Source organism: Actinoplanes sp. NPDC049668 (assembly GCF_044465445.1).
Classification (GTDB): domain Bacteria; phylum Actinomycetota; class Actinomycetes; order Mycobacteriales; family Micromonosporaceae; genus Actinoplanes.
Genome location: NZ_JBITLR010000002.1, coordinates 1205192 through 1222089 on the forward strand (window position 1 = coordinate 1205192; position 16898 = coordinate 1222089).

General features: G+C 69.4%; 15 protein-coding genes and 2 pseudogenes. 6 read left to right on the top strand and 11 right to left on the bottom strand.

Translation table 11 applies throughout. The features are described 5' to 3' along the window. The first annotated feature begins 239 nt into the window (after positions 1-239). Both ACIBSW_RS12270 and ACIBSW_RS12275 read left to right on the top strand, forming a co-directional pair. Entirely contained in the window at positions 240-1274 is a 1035-nt protein-coding gene (locus ACIBSW_RS12270) for a catalase-related domain-containing protein (RefSeq protein WP_354717910.1), read from the top strand. A 79-nt stretch (positions 1275-1353) separates the two neighbouring features. Beyond that, positions 1354-3117 carry a thiamine pyrophosphate-dependent enzyme gene (locus ACIBSW_RS12275; protein ID WP_354717679.1) on the top strand — a complete coding sequence of 588 codons (1764 nt, stop codon included), beginning with the start codon at positions 1354-1356 and terminating at the stop codon, positions 3115-3117. Between the two features lie 71 nt (positions 3118-3188). Here ACIBSW_RS12275 and ACIBSW_RS12280 read toward each other — a convergent pair whose 3' ends face one another. Further along, positions 3189-3506, bottom strand: a complete 318-nt coding sequence (locus ACIBSW_RS12280; RefSeq protein WP_354717677.1) for a hypothetical protein — start codon at positions 3504-3506, stop codon at positions 3189-3191. Beyond that, positions 3503-3766, bottom strand: a complete 264-nt coding sequence (locus ACIBSW_RS12285) for a hemerythrin domain-containing protein (RefSeq protein ID WP_354717675.1) — start codon at positions 3764-3766, stop codon at positions 3503-3505. The genes ACIBSW_RS12280 and ACIBSW_RS12285 overlap by 4 nt, the downstream gene beginning before the upstream one ends. A 271-nt stretch (positions 3767-4037) precedes the next feature. Between ACIBSW_RS12285 and ACIBSW_RS12290 the strand changes: the two are divergent. Beyond that, positions 4038-4999 (top strand): annotated as a pseudogene (locus ACIBSW_RS12290) (TIGR03557 family F420-dependent LLM class oxidoreductase). A 71-nt stretch (positions 5000-5070) separates the two neighbouring features. Here ACIBSW_RS12290 and ACIBSW_RS12295 read toward each other — a convergent pair. The 4 genes and pseudogenes from ACIBSW_RS12295 to ACIBSW_RS12310 all read right to left on the bottom strand — a co-directional run bounded on the left by ACIBSW_RS12295 (position 5071) and on the right by ACIBSW_RS12310 (position 7656). Continuing rightward, positions 5071-5729: pseudogene (locus ACIBSW_RS12295) on the bottom strand (hypothetical protein). A gap of 195 nt (positions 5730-5924) precedes the next feature. Then, entirely contained in the window at positions 5925-6248 is a 324-nt protein-coding gene (locus tag ACIBSW_RS12300) for a plasmid stabilization protein (RefSeq protein WP_354717673.1), read from the bottom strand. Positions 6249-6290: 42 nt separating this feature from the next. Then, complete coding sequence (locus ACIBSW_RS12305; protein WP_354717671.1) at positions 6291-7130, bottom strand: glucose 1-dehydrogenase; 840 nt, start codon at positions 7128-7130, stop codon at positions 6291-6293. Positions 7131-7452: 322 nt separating this feature from the next. Further along, positions 7453-7656 carry a CsbD family protein gene (locus tag ACIBSW_RS12310; protein ID WP_354717669.1) on the bottom strand — a complete coding sequence of 68 codons (204 nt, stop codon included), beginning with the start codon at positions 7654-7656 and terminating at the stop codon, positions 7453-7455. Between the two features lie 393 nt (positions 7657-8049). Here ACIBSW_RS12310 and ACIBSW_RS12315 point away from each other — a divergent pair, with 393 nt between their 5' ends. Both ACIBSW_RS12315 and ACIBSW_RS12320 read left to right on the top strand, forming a co-directional pair. Then, positions 8050-8424 carry a hypothetical protein gene (locus tag ACIBSW_RS12315; RefSeq protein WP_404799320.1) on the top strand — a complete coding sequence of 125 codons (375 nt, stop codon included), beginning with the start codon at positions 8050-8052 and terminating at the stop codon, positions 8422-8424. 94 nt (positions 8425-8518) lie between these two features. Further along, positions 8519-9193, top strand: coding sequence for a DUF6766 family protein (locus ACIBSW_RS12320; protein WP_354717665.1), 675 nt, complete (start codon positions 8519-8521; stop codon positions 9191-9193). Positions 9194-9394: 201 nt separating this feature from the next. Here ACIBSW_RS12320 and ACIBSW_RS12325 read toward each other — a convergent pair whose 3' ends face one another. Continuing rightward, a complete protein-coding gene (locus tag ACIBSW_RS12325; protein WP_354717663.1) occupies positions 9395-10273 on the bottom strand; it encodes an alpha/beta hydrolase in 879 nt (292 codons plus the stop codon). Positions 10274-10450: 177 nt separating this feature from the next. Between ACIBSW_RS12325 and ACIBSW_RS12330 the strand changes: the two genes are divergently transcribed. Then, positions 10451-10804 (top strand): VOC family protein, encoded by a 354-nt coding sequence (locus tag ACIBSW_RS12330; protein ID WP_354717908.1) that lies wholly within the window; start codon positions 10451-10453, stop codon positions 10802-10804. Between the two features lie 204 nt (positions 10805-11008). Here ACIBSW_RS12330 and ACIBSW_RS12335 read toward each other — a convergent pair whose 3' ends face one another. From ACIBSW_RS12335 to ACIBSW_RS12350, 4 genes are all read right to left on the bottom strand, one after another. Further along, positions 11009-12214, bottom strand: coding sequence for a PP2C family protein-serine/threonine phosphatase (locus ACIBSW_RS12335; RefSeq protein ID WP_354717661.1), 1206 nt, complete (start codon positions 12212-12214; stop codon positions 11009-11011). 255 nt (positions 12215-12469) lie between these two features. Beyond that, positions 12470-13762 carry an ArsB/NhaD family transporter gene (locus ACIBSW_RS12340; protein WP_354717659.1) on the bottom strand — a complete coding sequence of 431 codons (1293 nt, stop codon included), beginning with the start codon at positions 13760-13762 and terminating at the stop codon, positions 12470-12472. Continuing rightward, a complete protein-coding gene (locus ACIBSW_RS12345) occupies positions 13759-14202 on the bottom strand; it encodes a CBS domain-containing protein (RefSeq protein WP_354717657.1) in 444 nt (147 codons plus the stop codon). The genes ACIBSW_RS12340 and ACIBSW_RS12345 overlap by 4 nt, the downstream gene beginning before the upstream one ends. A gap of 300 nt (positions 14203-14502) precedes the next feature. Beyond that, the gene (locus tag ACIBSW_RS12350) at positions 14503-16689 is read right to left on the bottom strand and encodes an ATP-binding protein (protein WP_404799307.1); all 2187 of its coding nucleotides are present in this window, start codon (positions 16687-16689) and stop codon (positions 14503-14505) included. Positions 16690-16898 lie beyond the last annotated feature (209 nt).

The following is a 16898-nucleotide window of genomic DNA, read 5'->3' on the forward strand; positions in this document are numbered from 1 at the left end:
GGACGCAGCCACGAAAAAGCTGGCGGCAGGCGGCTGCGCGTTCGAGTCCATGAACGACTCCGCCTACGGCGAACTCATCGCCGGCGGCGCCCGCGACGGCAAGGAGTTCACGTCGGTGCCATTCCCCAACACCGACGACAGCTTCCTCGCCGTCGTCGACCTCTTCGTCGCAGCGACCAAAGCCAAGAACGCCAAGAACGCACTCGCGTTCCTGAGCGAGATCAGCAAGCCGTCCACCCATCGACTTCACCAACGATCCACTGCTGCAGGGCCGCAACTTCTCCTACCTGGACACCCAGCTCAAGCGCCTCGGCGGCCCCAACTTCACCCAGCTGCCGGTCAACGCTCCGCGCTGCCCGGTGGCCCACTTCCAGCAGGACGGGCACATGGCCCTCACCAACCCGAAGGGCCGCGCCAACTACGAACCCAACTCCTGGCCCGCTGACATCGGTGGGCCACGCGAGGACCCTGCGAACGGCGTCACCGCCTACCCGGAGACCGCGAGTGGCCCGAAGCGGCGGATCCGCCCGGACAGCTTCGCCGACCACTACAGCCAGGCCCGGCAGTTCTACCTGAATCAGAGCCAGGTCGAGCGGGGCCACATCGCCGACGCGTTCGTGTTCGAACTCAGCAAGGTCGACCGTTCAGATATCCGCAGCCGGATGGTCGCCGGCCTGCGCAACGTCGACGACGACCTCGCCGCCCGGATCGCCTCCGGACTCGGTCTGTCCGGTCTACCGGAACCGCTGCCCGCGGCACGCCCCACCACGCGCGGTCTCGCACCGTCGCCGGCGCTGTCGATCCTCGCCAACGGCACGCGAAGCTTCGCCGGCCGCAAACTCGGCGTCCTGCTCACCGACGGCGCCGACACCGCCCTGCTGGCCGACCTGCGCGCGGCGGCGGAGCAGAACCACGCCACCGTGGAGATCATCGCTGCCACGGTCGGCGGCATCGACGGGGGCGACGGCAACCGCGTGGCCGCCGATCAGAAGCTCGACGGGGCCCCGTCCGTCCTCTACGACGCCGTGGCTCTGCTGCTCAGTAAGGACGGCGCCGCCCAACTGGCACGCCTGCCGGTGACCCGCGACTTGGTCACCGACGCCTACGCACACGGCAAGTTCATCGGTCACGTCGACGACGCCGCACCCCTGTTCACCGCCGCCGGCCTGGCGACCAGCAAGACGACGGCTTCGTGCGCCTCGGCGACCCCGGCAGGCACTCGGCGACCGACTTCCTCGACCGGTGCGGGCAACTGCGGTACTGGGACCGCCTGAACACCCTTCCATGACCGGCTCCGATCGCATCAAACCCCACGTCCGGTTGGGCGACCGGATAACGGGTAAAGCCCCGTGGATGGCTGAGATGACTTCCGAGGTGCTGATCGAGCGGCTGGCCGAGTGGGGCGTCGACACGGTGTTCGGCCTGCCCGGCGACGGCATCAACGGGATCATGGAGGGCCTGCGGCGGCACGCCGACCGGGTCCGGTTCGTCCTGGTGCACCACGAGGAGGCGGCGGCGTTCATGGCCACCGCGTACGCGAAGGCGACCGGGAAGATCGGGGTGTGCCTGGCGACGTCCGGACCGGGCGGAATCCACCTGGCCAACGGCCTCTACGACGCGAAACTCGACCACGCCCCGGTGCTGGCGATCACCGGCCTGCAGGAGACCAGCGTGCTGGGCACCGCATACCAGCAGGAGGTCGCCCTGGACCGGCTCTTCGAGGACGTGACCGAATACAACCAGGTGGTGATGAACCCGGCGCAGCTGCCGTCGCTGGTCGACATCGCGGTCCGCACCGCGTACGCGCGACGCGGCGTCGCCCATCTCAGCTTCCCGAACGACGTGCAGATCGCGCCCGCCGGCAAGGAGCCGTACCAGTCGGTGGCCCCGGTACGGCCGCCCGCGACCGCCCCGGTCTACCTGGCGCCGGCGGTCCGGCCGCGCGACACCGACCTGCGCCGTGCGGCCGAGGTGCTCAACGCGGGTGGCAAGGTGGCCATCCTCGCCGGGATCGGGGCGCGCGGCGCCGGGCAGCTGGTCGAGCAGGTGGCCGACATGCTCGGCGCGCCGGTGGTCAAGTCGCTGCTCGGCAAGATGGTGATCCCGGACGACTCCCCGTACGCCACCGGCGGGCTCGGCCTGCTGGGCACCAAACCCAGCGAGGAGCTGATGGAGGAGGCCGACACGCTGCTGCTGCTGGGCACGAACTTCCCGTACACGAAGTTCCTGCCCGAGCCCGGCAAGGCCACCGTGGTCCAGGTGGAGATCGACCCTGCCCGCGCCGGGACCCGGATCCCCACCGACGTACCGCTGGTCGGCGACGTGGCCGCCACCCTCGAGGCGCTGATGCCCCTGCTCGAGCGCAAGGACCACGCGTTACTGGAGAAGTACCAGGCGAAGACCCGCGACTGGCGATCGGCGATGACCGCGCTCGAGTCACCCGACCGCAACCCGATCGCCCCGCAGTACCTGGCCCACGAAATCGACGCGCTCGCCGCCGACGATGCCGTGCTGACCTGCGACTCCGGCACGATCGCGACCTGGGCGGCGCGGCACTGGCAGATCCGCGGCAACCGGGAGTTCTACCTGTCGGGAACCCTCGCCACGATGGCGCCCGGGCTGCCCTACGCGCTGGCGATCCAGCACGCCTACCCGGGACGGCAGGTCATCGCGTATGTCGGCGACGGCGGATTCGCGATGCTGATGGCCGAGTTCCACACCGCGACGCGGTACCGACTGCCGGTCAAGGTCGTGATCAACAACAACAATTCGCTCGGTCAGATCCTGTGGGAGCAGATGGTGCTGGGCTTCCCGGAGCATGGGGTGCGGTTCGGTGAGCCGCTGCCCGACTACGCCGCCTGGGCCCGCGGCTGCGGCGGCTTCGGCGTACACGTGGACAAGCCCGGCGATCTGCCGGGCGCGCTGTCCGAAGCCTTTGCCCATCCCGGCCCCGCGCTGGTCGACGTCGCGGTCAACCCGGACGAGCCGCCGCTGCCCGGCAAGGTCAGCTACGACCAGGCGAAGAAGTTCGCCGAAGCGTGGCTGCACGGTCAGCCGCGCAAGGCGTCGATCGCCTCCACCCTGTTCAAGGACAAGATCCAGCAATTGAAGGGTTGAGGACATGGGGGTCGGGCAAGGTGTCGGCGGGTCTTCGGACCCGGGGTGACCCGCCGACATGTGTCTACCGGTCAGACCTCGTCCGGTTCGGTCTTGCGGTCGCTGCAGGCGTCTCGGATCCGGTCGACCAGGCCGGTCAGCGGGCCGAGTACCTTGTTCGCCGGTGGCCGGTCGGGTGCCGAGGGATGCGGCCGGGTCGGGTTGATCTTCTTGACCATCGCGACCTTACGCCCCAGCTCGGCCAGCTCCTGCGCGGTGCAGACCGAACGCAGGCGGGGGAACAGGTTGGTCTCCTCGTCCCGGAGATGGTGGCGGATCTCGGCGGCCAGTTTCCGGAACAGCCGGTCGAACTCGGGGTCGGTCGGATCCAGCGCCTCGATGGCCTTCATGTCCCGTTCGGCTCGGCGTGTTCGGCGATCTCGTGTTCGGCGATCTCGTCGCCGTCCGGGAGGGCCTTGCGGGCGGCCGGGTACAGGTACTGCTCCTCGGCCACCGAATGGCGCACCAGTTCGGTGATCGCCGCTTCGCTGATGTCCTGCCGGCGTTCCGGATCAGCGGTGGCCTCGAACTTGTCAAACAACTCCTCGACCTCGCGGTGGTCGTGGACCAGAATCTCGATGAGGTCCCGCTGCGCGGTGGTCGTACCCATCTCTCCTCCAAACCTTGTCCGAAGTCCGCGGCACGTGTCATCCACGGCTCATTTCCCCTGGTACCCGGCCCGGGCCGGTCGTAACGGGCTACCCCGATGGCGGCAGGCGGCCGCAAGCTCGCGGGCACCGGTCCCCGTACCTCGAGGACGGCGTCGATGACCGCGGCGGGCGCGGTGCCGGGTGCGGAAACGTCTGACGCCTGACATCGGCGCATGACCAGCCGGTCCGCGGGTAGGAAGCGGGTGGGACCCGACGAGAAAGGGACTGGCCGTGGCCGACTTCGGATACACGATGATGGGCGAGCAGAGCGCGCCGACCCCGCTGGTCGACAACGCGGTACGCGCGGAGGCCGCCGGCTTCGACTTCGCCGTCTGCTCCGATCACTACTATCCGTGGCTCGCCGAGCAGGGCCACGCCCGAACGCGTGGGCGGTCCTCGGCGCGGCCGCGTACGCGACGTCGCGGATCGGTCTGCTGTCGTTCGTGACCTGCCCGATCCGCCGCTACCACCCGGCCGTGGTGGCGCAGCAGGCGGCCACCGTCGCGCTGCTGGCGGACGGCCGGTTCACCCTCGGCCTCGGCTCCGGCGAGAACCTCAACGAACACGTCGTCGGCGCCTGGCCGCATAGAAGGCAGCGCCAGGCCATGTTCGCCGAGGCGCTGGAGATCATCAAGCCCCTGCTGCACGGCGAAACCGTGCATCACCTCGGCGAGCACTTCCAGGTGCCCGAGGCGCGGCTGTGGGACAGGCCCCAGGATGGCGTACCCGTGGCCCTCGCCGTCTCCGGACCGTCGTCGTGCAAACTCGCCGGACGGTACGCAGACGCCGCCATCGTCACCGAGCCCAAGCCGGAGCTGTTCGAACAGTTCGACAACGCCGGCGGGCGGGGCAAACCCCGGTACGGGCAGATTCCGCTCTGCTACGGCCCGGACGAGGCGCAGTGCCGCAAGATCGCACACGAGCAGTTCCGGTGGAGCGGCCTCGGCTGGCCGGTCAACGCCGAACTGCCCGACCACACCTCGTTCGCTGCCGCCAGCGCCGCAGTCACCGAGGACGACGTGGCACGGGCGGTCACCTGCGGCCCTGACCTGGACCGCCACGTGCACGCCGTACGCGAATATCTCGAGGCCGGGTGCACCCACGTCGCGTTGATCCAGATCGGCGCGGACGGCCAGCACGCGTTCCTCGACTTCGCCGAGAAGGATCTGCTGCCTGCCCTGCGCAGCCTGTAAACAGGCCCCGGCGACGCTCGCCGGGAACCCGGAGGCAGACCGCGATACGGGTACAGCTTGTCGTGTCAGCCCTACGAAAACTCTTCGAGGATCTTGTCGCCGGCGCCCCGACTGGCTCTGACGATACGCACGAGCGCCGCCATCAAACGCGGCAGATCCTGTGTTTCGGCGAGTTCCGCAAGGTCGTCGGGGACCGACGGTAGATCCAGCCGTTTCGCACCTTCGGTGACCTTGCCGTCGGCGAAGGGGCGATGTCCGGCCACACCGCCTGCACCTCGCGCAGGAAGATGTCGGCGCCAACAGGGCCGATCCCGGCGAACTCGGTGAGCAGACCGCGCAAACGGCCCACGTCGCCGGCGGCCTCCGCGTGCAGCCGGCGCAGGTCACCACTCCAGCGATCCAACGTCAATTGGGCGCCGTCGCCGAGCCTGGTGGCGGTCGACTCGTCGTAGCGGCGGTAGTGGCCGCGGCCCAGCGCGTCGACCCGGTCCTGCCAACTCGCCGTGAGCATCGCGCGCGGCGAGCGGTATCCGGCAGCGAACAGTTCCCGCGCGGCTGCGACGGCCACGCCGCTGGAGATGCGGGCGCTGAGCAACGTCGCGAGCACCAGCAGCTGATAGAGCGGGCCGGGCTTGTCGGCCAGCTTGATCCCGGCCTCCTCGGCGAAGGTCCGGCCGTACCGCTCCAACAGCGCCGCGACCTTGCGCCGCTCGTCCAGACGCACCGGCATGACTGCTCCCTCCGACGGCGACGACTCTTGTCCGCGGCCCAGCCGTACCCGGCCGGTCACGGCTGGCACACATCGACCATGCAGCTGCGTACCCGGGTCCGCAGGGTTGGTCGCTGGCCGCCGGACCGCGCACGGCGCCGTCGGTCAGCCGAACCACGCTGCCGTGCCACGGGCATCCGGGCCCTAGCGGTTGGTTCAGTGCGACAAGGCCTTGGAGAGTTCGGCTTTGCTCATGGTGGAGCGGCCTTGGATGTTGCGCTTCTTGGCATCGTTGTAGAGCTGTTCCTTGGTGGGGCCCTGCGCGCCGGTGTGGGAGCGTTTGCCGCCGCGGTGCCCGGACGAGACGTCCTTGATCGAGGAGCGGCTGGCGGTCTTCGCCTCGCCGGAGCGGGCGCGTTCCTTGTTCACCGTGCGGGCGGCGATCTCCTCGGCGCGGTCGGTGGACTCGCCGCGCTTCTTCGCGCTGGCCTTGATGTGTTGATACTGGCGTTCCCTCTTCGGGCTCGATCCTGCGGGCATGGCGTTCTCCTTCCGAGAGGCGGAGTGCGGTGGTGGTGATGATCAGAGGATGGGTTTGCCGCCGGTGACGGGGATCAGCGCGCCGGAGATGAAGCTGGCCTCGTCGGAGGCGAGCAGCACGTACGCCGGCGCGACCTCGGCGGGTTCACCGGGCCGACCCAACGGTGTGTCCTTGCCGAACGCCTCGACCTGCTCCGGCGGCATGGTGGACGGGATCAGCGGGGTCCAGATCGGTCCGGGTGCGACGCTGTTGACCCGGATGCCACGGTCGCCGAGCATCTGTGCGAGGCCGGCGGTGAAGTTCGCGATGGCGCCCTTGGTGGTGGCGTAGGGCAGCAGCGTGGGTCGGGGCATGTCGGAGTTGATCGAGCTGGTGTTGATGATCGATCCGCCTTCGCGCAGGTGCGGCAGCGCGGCCTGCACGAGGCGGAACATGGCGGTGATGTTGACGTCGAAGGTGTGCTGCCACTCGGTGTCGGTGATCTCTTCGACGGTGTCGTGGCTCATCTGGTATGCGGCGTTGTTGACCAGCACATCGATGCGCCCGAACTCCTCGACCGCCAGGTCGATCACCGCCTGGCAGTGCGTCCGCTCGGCCAGATCGCCGGAGATCAGCACGGCCCGCCGGCCGGCGTCTTCGACGAGTTTGGCCGTGTCGGCGGCGTCGTCATGTTCGGACAGGTACGAGATGAGCACGTCGGCGCCTTCGCGGGCGAAGGCGATCGCGACGGCGCGACCGATACCGCTGTCGCCGCCGGTGATAACGGCGACCTTGCCGTCCAGGCGCCCGGACCCCCGGTAGCTGGTCTCGCCGTGGTCGGGCTTGCGGTGCATAGCGGCGATGGTGCCGGGTGGTCGCTGCTGCGGTTCGGATTCAGTCATGGCGTACTCCACAGAACAGGACGGGAACCGGGCCCCGTGCGAGTGGTCCCTTATGGCCGCCGTGGACAGGCCAGTCGAGGGGAAGAATGCCCGAAACAGCGGCGTTGAAACGTCGGTTGTCGTGAGTCGAACCGGTCAGTTCGGTGCGGGAGCGCGCCTGACGGTCTCGCCGAAGAACTTCCGGATCTGCGTGATGACGATCCCGAAGCCGTTGAAGTCCATCGGCTTGGTGACGTAGGCCGCCGGCCTGCAGGGGCACCGACATGAACGACCCGCCGCACCCGCTAAAACGGGGCGGCGGGCACACTCGTGGCGCTGAGCGTCAGCGGGTCTTGTCGTCCAGGGCATCCACAGCGTCGCGTCCGGCGTCCTTGGCGTGCTCACCGGCCTGCTTGACGTTGGCGGCGGCCTGCTCGGCGACACCTTCGGCCTGCAGCGACTCGTTGTCCGTCGCGTCGCCGACCCACTCCTTCACCTTGCCCTTGGCCTCTTCGGCCTTATTGGCCAGCTTGTCGGTGTTCGACATCATCGCCTCCTTCTCTACCCATGCGCGCGAACCCGCGCCGGCCACACCGATACCCCGACCACCGCGCCGGAAACCGCCCTGACGCGTCCGGAGCGCGCTGCCAGCTGTGTCGCCGACGGCGGCCCGCAGATGGCGGACAATCCGGCCCGGCGGGGATCGCTGCCCGATCCGCGCATGCCGAGCGACCTGCGGCCGCCGGCGAGACCCAACAGGTTGACCAGAAGCCGGGCTGGCCCGACGAGGCCGGCCGAGACCGACGAGGCGTCGTGGTCAGCCTTGGCGCCAGTCGTCCGACGTCATGTGCCGATTCGCCACCGGATCCATGCGTTACAGAAGATCGAAACGGGGAATCAGGGACTCATGCCCGTCTTCCACCGGAGTCTCGCAGCCGTGATGCTGGCGGCCGCCGCCATGGCGGCGTGCTCCGGATGCGTCGGGCAGAGCGACGGCGCCGCTACCGCCGTGAAACACCTGTCCACCGCGTTGACCGCCGGTGACGGCGCCGCCGTTTGCGCGATCCTCGCCCCCGACACCCGACTCGCCGTCGCTGAGTCCACCGGCACCAGCTGCCCCGAGGCGATCAGCGACCAGGGTCTGACGCCGCCAGGCGCCATACGAGCCGTCGATGTGTACGGGCAGTGGGCGCGCGTCGTCACCGAACATGACACCGTGTTCCTGGCGGCCTTCGGCGCCGGCTGGAAGGTGGTCGCGGCCGGCTGCCGATCCAGGGGCGAACGCCCGTACGACTGCCGCGTACAGGCGGGCTGACTATGCGTACCCTGTTCGTGCTCTGCCTGGTGGTCATCGCGGTGGGCCTGGCGTACTTCCTCGTCGTCGGCGCGTTGCACCGGTGAGGCGGTCGATGATGCGACGACTGCGCGACCATTCTCTCGGTCTGGTCTTCGGACTGTTGTTCCTGCTGGCACTGGTCGGTCAGGCGTTCGCGGGGCACGCAGACTTCAACGCCCGGCAGCTCACCGAAGGGTTGCCGCCCGTCTCGTTGGGCCGATATCTGACCTCGGCCAGCTTCGCCGTCGACGTCGCCGAGAACTGGCAGTCCGAGTATCTGCAGTTCTTCCTGTTCATCATGGTGACGGTGTGGCTGGTGCAGAAGGGGTCACCGGAGTCGAAGCCACTGGACAAGGCCGGCGGCGAGTCCGACCAGGAACAACACGTCGGGCGGTACGCCCGGGACGACTCCCCCGCCTGGGCGAAGGCGTCCGGCTGGCGACTCGGCGTCTACTCCAACTCGCTCGGCATCGTCATGGGAACGATCTTCCTGCTGGCCTGGCTCGCCCAGTCGGTGGCGGGGGTCGCGGCCTACAACGAGCAACAGCTCAGCCAACTGCAGGACCCGGTGTCGTGGGCGGCGTACCTGCTCGAGCCGGACTTCTGGAACCGGACCCTGCAGAACTGGCAGTCGGAGCTACTGGCCGTGGCTTCCATGGCCATCCTGTCGATCTACCTCCGCCAGCGTGGTTCACCGGAGTCGAAACCGGTCGGCACGGCCCACGACGTCACCGGCGTCGAGAGCTGACGGCACGCAATCAGGCCCCCGAACAACCTCGGCCACGCGGCTCAGCAATCGACGATCGGATGCCGGCCCGGCACCGCGACCCCCTTCGCCTTCTGGGTGCCCGGATCTCCTGCGTTCTCCGTCGATGCGTCCAGCGGGTTCTTGCGGCCGTCACAGGCGGGCTCGGCAGTTGCTCGGCCCGATCCATTCGACGCCGCCGCACTATCGCCGTCGGTCGGCCGCCGGCGTCAGAAAGTCGATGAGAATGGACGAAAGGCCAGCAGGGTTCTCCTCGGCGACATGGTGGCCGGACTTGAGCGGTGCACCGCGCAGATCGGGCGCCCAGGAGCGCCAAATGTTCAGTGGATCGGAGTACAGCTTCTCCATGTCGTCGTCGGTCGACCAGACGAACAGCGTCGGGCACGTCACCAGCCGACCGGCGCGGCGGTCGGCCTCCTCGTGGTCGCGGTCCACTCCCAGGCCAGCCCGATAGTCCTCCAGCATCGCCGTGACGGTCGCCGGATCGTGGATGGCGGTGCGGAACTCGTCGTAGTTGTCGGCGCCCATGACCTCCGGGCGTCCGCCATACCACGCGTCCGGATCGGCGAGAATCGCTCGTTCCGGCTTGTCGGGTTGGGCGAAGAAGAACCAGTGGTACCAGTCACGGGCGAATGCCGCGTCGCACCGCGCCAGCGCCTCGCTGATCGGCACGCCGTCCATCACCACCAGCCGATCGACCAGCTCCGGGTGGTCCAGCGCCAGCCGCAGGGCCACATAGCAGCCACGGTCGTGTCCGACCACCATGAACGTCGCATGGCCGAGTTCGCGCATCAGCACCGCCAGGTCCCGCGCGACCGCGCGCTTGGACTGCTGCGCGTGATCGGCCCGCAACGCCGCCTTACCGGATCGGCCGTAGCCGCGCATGTCCGGGCACACGACGGCGAAACCCCGCTCGACCAGCCGCGGAGCCACCCGATGCCAGGTCGAACCGGTACGAGGATGGCCGTGAATCAGCAGCACGGCAGGCCCAACGCCCGCATGCCGCACCCGCAGGTCCACCTCGCCGACATCGATCCGCTCATCTACGAAGCCGTCGAACATGGATGGACAGATACCCGAACCACCGGTTCTGACACGGCGAACGCGGCGTGAGCCGGTGTTCGAGCCGGGCATCCGATGCGGAAAGTCGGCGCATCCGGCCCAACCCCGGGCGACTTCTACGACGGATACCGGAGCCTTGGATGTTTGATCTGCGGCCCAGTGGTCATCCGCTACGTCATGGTGGCTCGATCTACGCAGTGGACCCTGGATGTTCGCGACGTGGAACGCATGGCCGCGTTCTGGTCGGCGGTGCTCGGGTATCGCACCGAGTGGGGCGAAGACGGCAACGCCCACCTCTACCCGCCGGATGGAGGGCTCAGCGTCTGGCTGCAGCGTACCGACGCATCCAAGGCCGGCAAGAACCGCAACCATCCCGATCTGGTCGCCGCCGACGGGGACGTCAAGGCAGAGGTGGCGCGGCTACTCGCGCTGGGCGCGACGCGCGCGGACGTGGGACAGAAGGGCGACGAGGGTTTCACCGTGCTGGCCGATCCCGAAGGCAACGAATTCTGCCTGCTGCATCGTCGATGAGATCCTTGCTCCCGCGGGCATCCTCCCCGGTAATGACCGCAGCCCGGCAAGTCGCCTGGGCCTGGCACGCCGTGACCCGCGTGGCGTTTCCGCAGGGGACAGTGGCCGGTCAGCAGGTTCCCGGGCTGGTCGGTGGCCGTCGACGCGGCGATCGTGATCTGCCCTCCGAGAAGGAATCGGAGCGGCGGCCACGCCGTCCGCGGGTCAGGGCGTGGTGCGTTGGGCGGCGGCTGGTGACCATGCGGCGAGGAGCAGGGTGGCGTCATCGGCGGCAGGACCGTCGTGGTGAGCGGCGACGGCGTGCGCCAGCCGACGGAGGGTTTCGGCTATGGGCAGGCCGGCGCCAGCGTGGCGTTCGGTGTGGTCGATGAGGCGTTGAAGGCCGAACATCTCTCCGGTGGGGTTGCGGGCTTCGGTGATGCCGTCGGTGTAGAGCAGGAGCCGGTCGCCCGGTTCAATGGTTTCTTCGCCGACTTCGATCGAGGCGTCGTCAATGCCGAGGGGCGGGCGGCGGCCGGCGGTCAGCTCGCGGACGACATGGCCACTGCGGAGCAGCAGCGGTGCGGGATGTCCGGCGTTGACATAGCGCAGTAAACCGGTGTCCATGTTCAGCTCGGTCAGGACGGCGGTAGCGAACGAGCCGCTGGTGAATTGGTCGCGAATTGCGGCGCTGGCGGCGCCTGCCTGCACGCACAGGCTGTGCCCTGCGCGGCGGGCGGCACGGATCGCGGCCATGGCGACCGTGCAGATGGTTCCGGCTTTGAGGCCGTGACCGACGGCGTCGAGAACGAGCATGCGTGCCATCGGGCCGTCGATGGCGTAATCGAAGCCGTCACCGCCGATGTCGTAGCACGGTTCCAGGATGGCGCTGAGCGCCAGGCGTTCACAGCTGGCGGTCAGCGGTGGCAGCGTTTGCGACAACAGTTCCGCCTCGGTACTCATCGGCCGCGACCGGCGTACTTGGAACAGGGAGTCGCCTTTCGGTGCCGTCACGGTGATCAGGTGCCCCACCAGCCCGGCCAATGTCTCGCAGCGCTGCCGGGTGACATCGTCGTGGGCGTCGACGCCGTCGGTGAAGGTGAAGTTGATGACCCCGAGCCGGTCGGTGCCGTTGATCACCGGCACCCACCACCCGCCGCTGTTGCCGGCAGGCATGGTTTGAATCAGACAGAAGACCCGACCGGGTACGGAGCCGTCCAAGCCGATCGGTTCCGGCGCAGTCCGGTCGCGCTGTGGGATCGCGTGCAGGGCGCGTTGCTCGTCATCGACAAGGTAGATCGTGGTCTGGACGCCCAGACGCGACAACGCCGCGCCGACCTCGTCGGCCAGCTCATCGGGCTGGAACAAGTGCGACCGGCTCAGCAGGTCGCTGAGCACATCGAGCCACAACCGCTCGGATTTCAGGTCCATGAGCGGACCCTACGCGCCGGCAACGGCCGGCGGACGGCGGACGATCGCGGCGCCGGCGGCGGCCCAGGGCGGCGCGGTCGTGACGTGATTCGGTCGCAGCCCGGTGGGTACCTCCAGTTCATGCGCATCGATGCGGCCGATATTCCAGGGGCAGAGGCTGACGTTACGTTGCCCGGGGAGCCTCACTGTCCGACGCCGCTGGGCCGTGTGGTTCTCCTCCAGCGACAGCTGACGCACCGCCTGCGGCTCGCCGCTTTATCCCTGGAAAAAGCGCAGGTACAGGTAAGGGATGCAGATGGCGACGGTGATGACGGTGACGATGAGCCCGTACTTGGTGAACTCCCAGAAGGTGATCTTCTTTCCGGCGCGTTCGGCGATGCCGAGCACGACAACGTTGGCGGAGGCGCCGATGGCGGTGGCGTTGCCGCCTAGGTCGGCGCCGAGCGCCAGCGCCCACCACAGGACGTTGCCTTGAGGGGTGCCGTCGGCGTGGACGAGGTCGGCGACGATCGGGCTCATCGTGGCGACGTACGGGATGTTGTCGATGATCGCGGACAGCATGGCGGATGCGCCGAGCAGCAGGACGGTGGTGCCCCACAGGCGGCCTTCGGTCGCTTCGGTCGCGGCTTGGGAGAGTGCGGCGATGACGCCGGTGTTGACCAGGGCGCCGACCATGACGAACAGTGCGGCGAAGAAGACCAGGGTGTGCCATTCGATGTCGGCGGTGACCTCGTCGGGGTCCAGCCGCGACAGCGCGAGCAGTAGCAGCCCGCCGACGATCGCGATCACGGCCGGTTCCAGGTGCAGGACCGTGTGCAGGGTGAATGCGGTCAGGACCAGGCCCAGCACGATGAGGCTGACGGTGAGCAGGCGGGGGTCGCTGATGGCGTCGCGTTCGCGCATCGCCATGACCCGGGCGACCTTGGCCGGGTCATGGCGGAACGCGTCACGGAACAGCCACCGGCACAGGCCGAGGAAGACGACGAGCAGGATGAGCACGATCGGGGCGAGGACGTTGAGGAAGTCGTTGAACGTCAGCCCGGATTTCGACGCGATGATGATGTTGGGTGGGTCGCCGATCAGGGTGGCGGTCCCGCCGATGTTGGAGGCCATCACCTCGGCGATCAGGAACGGTGCCGCGGGCAGCCCGAGCCGGTCGCAGACCAGCAGGGTCACGGGTGCGACGAGCAGGACGGTGGTGACGTTGTCGAGGCCACTGGATGCGACGGCGGTGATGACGACGAGGATCACCATCACCGGGTAGGGCCGGCCGCGGGCGCGTTTGACCGCCCAGATCGCCAGGTATTCGAACAGGCCGGTGCGGCGCAGCACCGCGACGATGATCATCATTCCGATGAGCAGGACGATGACGTTCCAGTCGACGCCGGACTCGGGTGAGAAGAAGGCGTGTTCGGCGTCGGTGGCGCCGATGAGCAGCATCAGCATCGCCCCGGCGAGGGCGGCGGCGACGCGGTGTACCCATTCGGTGGCGATCAGGACGTACACGATGGTGAAGATCGCCACGGTGATCCAGGCGAGGGTGGTCAACGGGCGAGGACCTGGTCGAGGAGCCGGTCCAGGGTTATCGCACCACGTAGGACGCCGTCGTCGACGACCGCGACGAGGGGGCTGCGGGTGCGGGCCATCAGAGCGGCGACCTGCAGGACGGTCGCGTCCGGGCCGACGACGGGCAGTTCGTGCGGCTGCGGTGGTAGGCAGTCGCGGACGGTGCGGCCGTCGAGTTCGGTGAGGAACACGTCGGCGGCGGCTTCGTCGATCACCCGCGCCAGGGCGGGGTCGTCCTGGCAGTAGACCGGCACGGCCAGGCGCAGTACCTGCGTGCCGGGAAGCACCGCGAACGGCACCTGGTGGTCGTTGACCACGATCAGGCCGGGCAGGTCCGATCCGGCGAGCAGCCGGGCGGCGTCGAGGGCCAGGTCGGTGAGTGCGACGGTGGGATAGTCCACCATCAGGTCGCGAGCGCGCATGAGGTCGGGTCCGTTTCTGCGGTCGGCAAGGGCGTTGCCGACCAGACTTCCCGGCGCTCCAAAGATCACCCTAACCCATCACCGGCGCGACTCTGTTCGGCCGCGCGATGGATCACGCCTCGCGACGGCACATCGGCAATCGGGACCCCCTGGCGGTCGGCCGATCAAGGCGCTCCGAGCCTGGCGCGACGGTAGATCGATCCCGGCAGCGCCCGATCGAGCGCTGCCCCCGCTCTGTAAGGGTCTTTCGAAGCGGGTGCGGTGTACTCAAGCAGTGATTGCACGTCTTCTCCGGCGGGTTCAGGCAGCGAGCGATCGCGCCTCGGCTCGGGTGGATGGCGACATGGCGGCAGTTCGGGCAGGGCGGGGGAATCGGCGGATGCTACCGGCCGGTGCCGCTGTTTTGGGCAGGGCCAGCGGTGGTGTGATCTCAGCCCGTGCGGCGGGCTGCTCGGTGGCGGGCAGGGTGAAGGTGAAGCGGGAGCCGCCGCCGGGGTTGTCGTCGGCGGTGATGGTGCCGCCGTGGCGGGCGACGATGCGGTGGCAGATGGCCAGGCCGAGCCCGGTGCCCGCGTACCCGGTGGTGGGGTGGGCGCGGTGGAAGTTGTCGAAGATGGCCTCGTGCTGCCCGGCCGGGATGCCGATGCCGTTGTCGGCGATGGTGACCCGCACGTCGCCGTCCTGGCGGGTGCTGGTGACGGTGAGGCACGGGGTGACGCCCGGGGCGGTGTACTTGACGGCGTTGCCGATCAGGTTGTCCAGCAGCTGCCGGACGGCGCCGGCGTCGGCGTGCACCGGGTCGAGCGGGTCGAGGACGACCTGCGGCACCGGCTGGCCGGCGGTGACGGCGGCGTCGGTGCGCGCGGCGGTGAGGTCGCGGACCAGCTCGGTCAGGTCGACCGGGGCGGGTGCGAGGTCGGCGTCGCGGGTGGAGGTGTAGGCGAGCAGGTCGTTGATGAGCCCGCGCATGCGGGTGGCGGCGTGGGTGACCCGGGTGAGGCCGTCCCGGGACCGGTCGATCGCGGGGTGCGCCGGCGCGGCGTCGAGGGACTCGGCCGCGACCTCGGTCCAGCCCTCGACGACGGTCAGCGGGCTCTGCAGGTCGTGCGCGACGACGCCGGCGAAGTCGGCGAGCTGGTCGCGGTGGCGGCGTTCGGCGGTGACGTCGTGGTAGAGCACGATGGCGCCGCGGGCGCCGTGCCCGTCCGTCAGCGGCGTGGCGGTGACCCGGAAGACGCGCGTGTCGTGTCCGTCCGCGTCGCGCACCAGCAGGTCCACCGGGTCCGTCGACTCGCCGCGTCCGGCCCGGGCCGACGGCAGGTCTACGGCGGCGATCGGGGTGCCGTCGAGGTGGCACAGCCGGGGTTGCACGTCGCCGACCGTCGTGGCGGGGCCGAGCATGCGTACGCCGGCGGGGTTGAGCAGCGTGATCCGCCCGTCGGCGTCGATGACCGACAGCCCGTCGGCCATCGAGTCGACGATGGCGTTCATCAGCGCGCCGTGCTGCGCGGCCTGTTCCTTCTGCGTGGCCAGCTCGGCGAGCAGCGTCGCCCGCTCGTCGCGGCCCAGTGCCAGCAGCAGGCCGACGGTGGCGATCAGGACGACGAACAGCTGGGCGACCAGCGCGCGCAGCAGGGGGTCGGCGATCGCGGCCAGCGGGCCCTCGCCGTTCAGGGTGAACCACACGGCCGCGCTGCCCAGGGCCAGGTTCTGCAGCACTACGAAGGTGGTGCTCAGCCGCAGCGCCGCCCACACCGTGACCACGATCAGCGGAAGCCCCAGGGGCAGGCCGCCGTCGTAGACGAACCCGATCAGGTAGGCGCCGGCCGAGAGCAGCACGACCGCCAGGTACTCGCCGACCCGCCGGGCCGGCATCGCGCGCAGCGCACGGTCGATCGTGTGCCACCAGCCGCGCCACGAGTGGGGCCGAGCCGGGAACGAGGCGGCCGTGGCGCCGAGCCACAGCCCGGCGGTGCCGATCACGAACATGCCGGTGACGTGCCGGGCCATCCAGTCCGCGTACACGACCGCCGGCACGTGCCCGGTGATCAGCCACAGGCCGGTCAGCCCGATGACCGCGCCCGCGGCCGCGGCAACGACCGCGATGCCCAGCAGGCTGCCCAGCTCCCAGGGGTTCGACAACCGCCGGGTGCCGCCAGCGCCCCACAGCGCCGGGCGGAACCGGCTCAGCAGGCCCACGAACACCACGGCCATCACCAGGTTCGCTCCGGCCAGCATCCCGCCCAGGGCCAGCCCGCTGCCGGTGACCGCGTTGCCGGCCCACGCGATCGTGATCAACGCGGCCACGTCTACCCACCGCGCTCGGGAGCCCCGCTGGGCGCAGAACCACACCACGGCCACACCCGACGCGGGCCACACCAGCGCCATCCGGGTATCGTCCATCACGGTCATCCGGCCCGCGATGATCGCGGCTGCGTACAAGGCGGCGAAGGCCGCTGTACGGGCTAGCGATGCACGCGTGGTCAACCGGTTCCCCCTGGGTCCGAAGATCAGCGGACTCGACCGAGCTGGGTCGGGTCCACCCGCCTGTTCGGACCGGTCGCGGAACCTCTGGTAGCAAAACGGGTGCCACACGGTGGCGGGTCAGTCACGGACAGCTTTCCCTCGCACCATTCGTGCGCAGCGGCCCGGAGCCTCGGCTAAACCAACGCATCAGAGCCCCGAAACGATGCCGC

Coding starts and splice junctions, on each gene's coding strand:
- ACIBSW_RS12275 (WP_354717679.1), top strand. CDS start 1,354: ATGGCTGAGATGACTTCCGAGGTGCTGATCGAGCGGCTGGCCGAGTGG.
- ACIBSW_RS12280 (WP_354717677.1), bottom strand. CDS start 3,506: ATGAAGGCCATCGAGGCGCTGGATCCGACCGACCCCGAGTTCGACCGG.
- ACIBSW_RS12285 (WP_354717675.1), bottom strand. CDS start 3,766: ATGGGTACGACCACCGCGCAGCGGGACCTCATCGAGATTCTGGTCCAC.
- ACIBSW_RS12300 (WP_354717673.1), bottom strand. CDS start 6,248: ATGCCCGCAGGATCGAGCCCGAAGAGGGAACGCCAGTATCAACACATC.
- ACIBSW_RS12305 (WP_354717671.1), bottom strand. CDS start 7,130: ATGACTGAATCCGAACCGCAGCAGCGACCACCCGGCACCATCGCCGCT.
- ACIBSW_RS12310 (WP_354717669.1), bottom strand. CDS start 7,656: ATGTCGAACACCGACAAGCTGGCCAATAAGGCCGAAGAGGCCAAGGGC.
- ACIBSW_RS12315 (WP_404799320.1), top strand. CDS start 8,050: ATGCTGGCGGCCGCCGCCATGGCGGCGTGCTCCGGATGCGTCGGGCAG.
- ACIBSW_RS12320 (WP_354717665.1), top strand. CDS start 8,519: ATGATGCGACGACTGCGCGACCATTCTCTCGGTCTGGTCTTCGGACTG.
- ACIBSW_RS12325 (WP_354717663.1), bottom strand. CDS start 10,273: ATGTTCGACGGCTTCGTAGATGAGCGGATCGATGTCGGCGAGGTGGAC.
- ACIBSW_RS12330 (WP_354717908.1), top strand. CDS start 10,451: ATGGTGGCTCGATCTACGCAGTGGACCCTGGATGTTCGCGACGTGGAA.
- ACIBSW_RS12335 (WP_354717661.1), bottom strand. CDS start 12,214: ATGGACCTGAAATCCGAGCGGTTGTGGCTCGATGTGCTCAGCGACCTG.
- ACIBSW_RS12345 (WP_354717657.1), bottom strand. CDS start 14,202: ATGCGCGCTCGCGACCTGATGGTGGACTATCCCACCGTCGCACTCACC.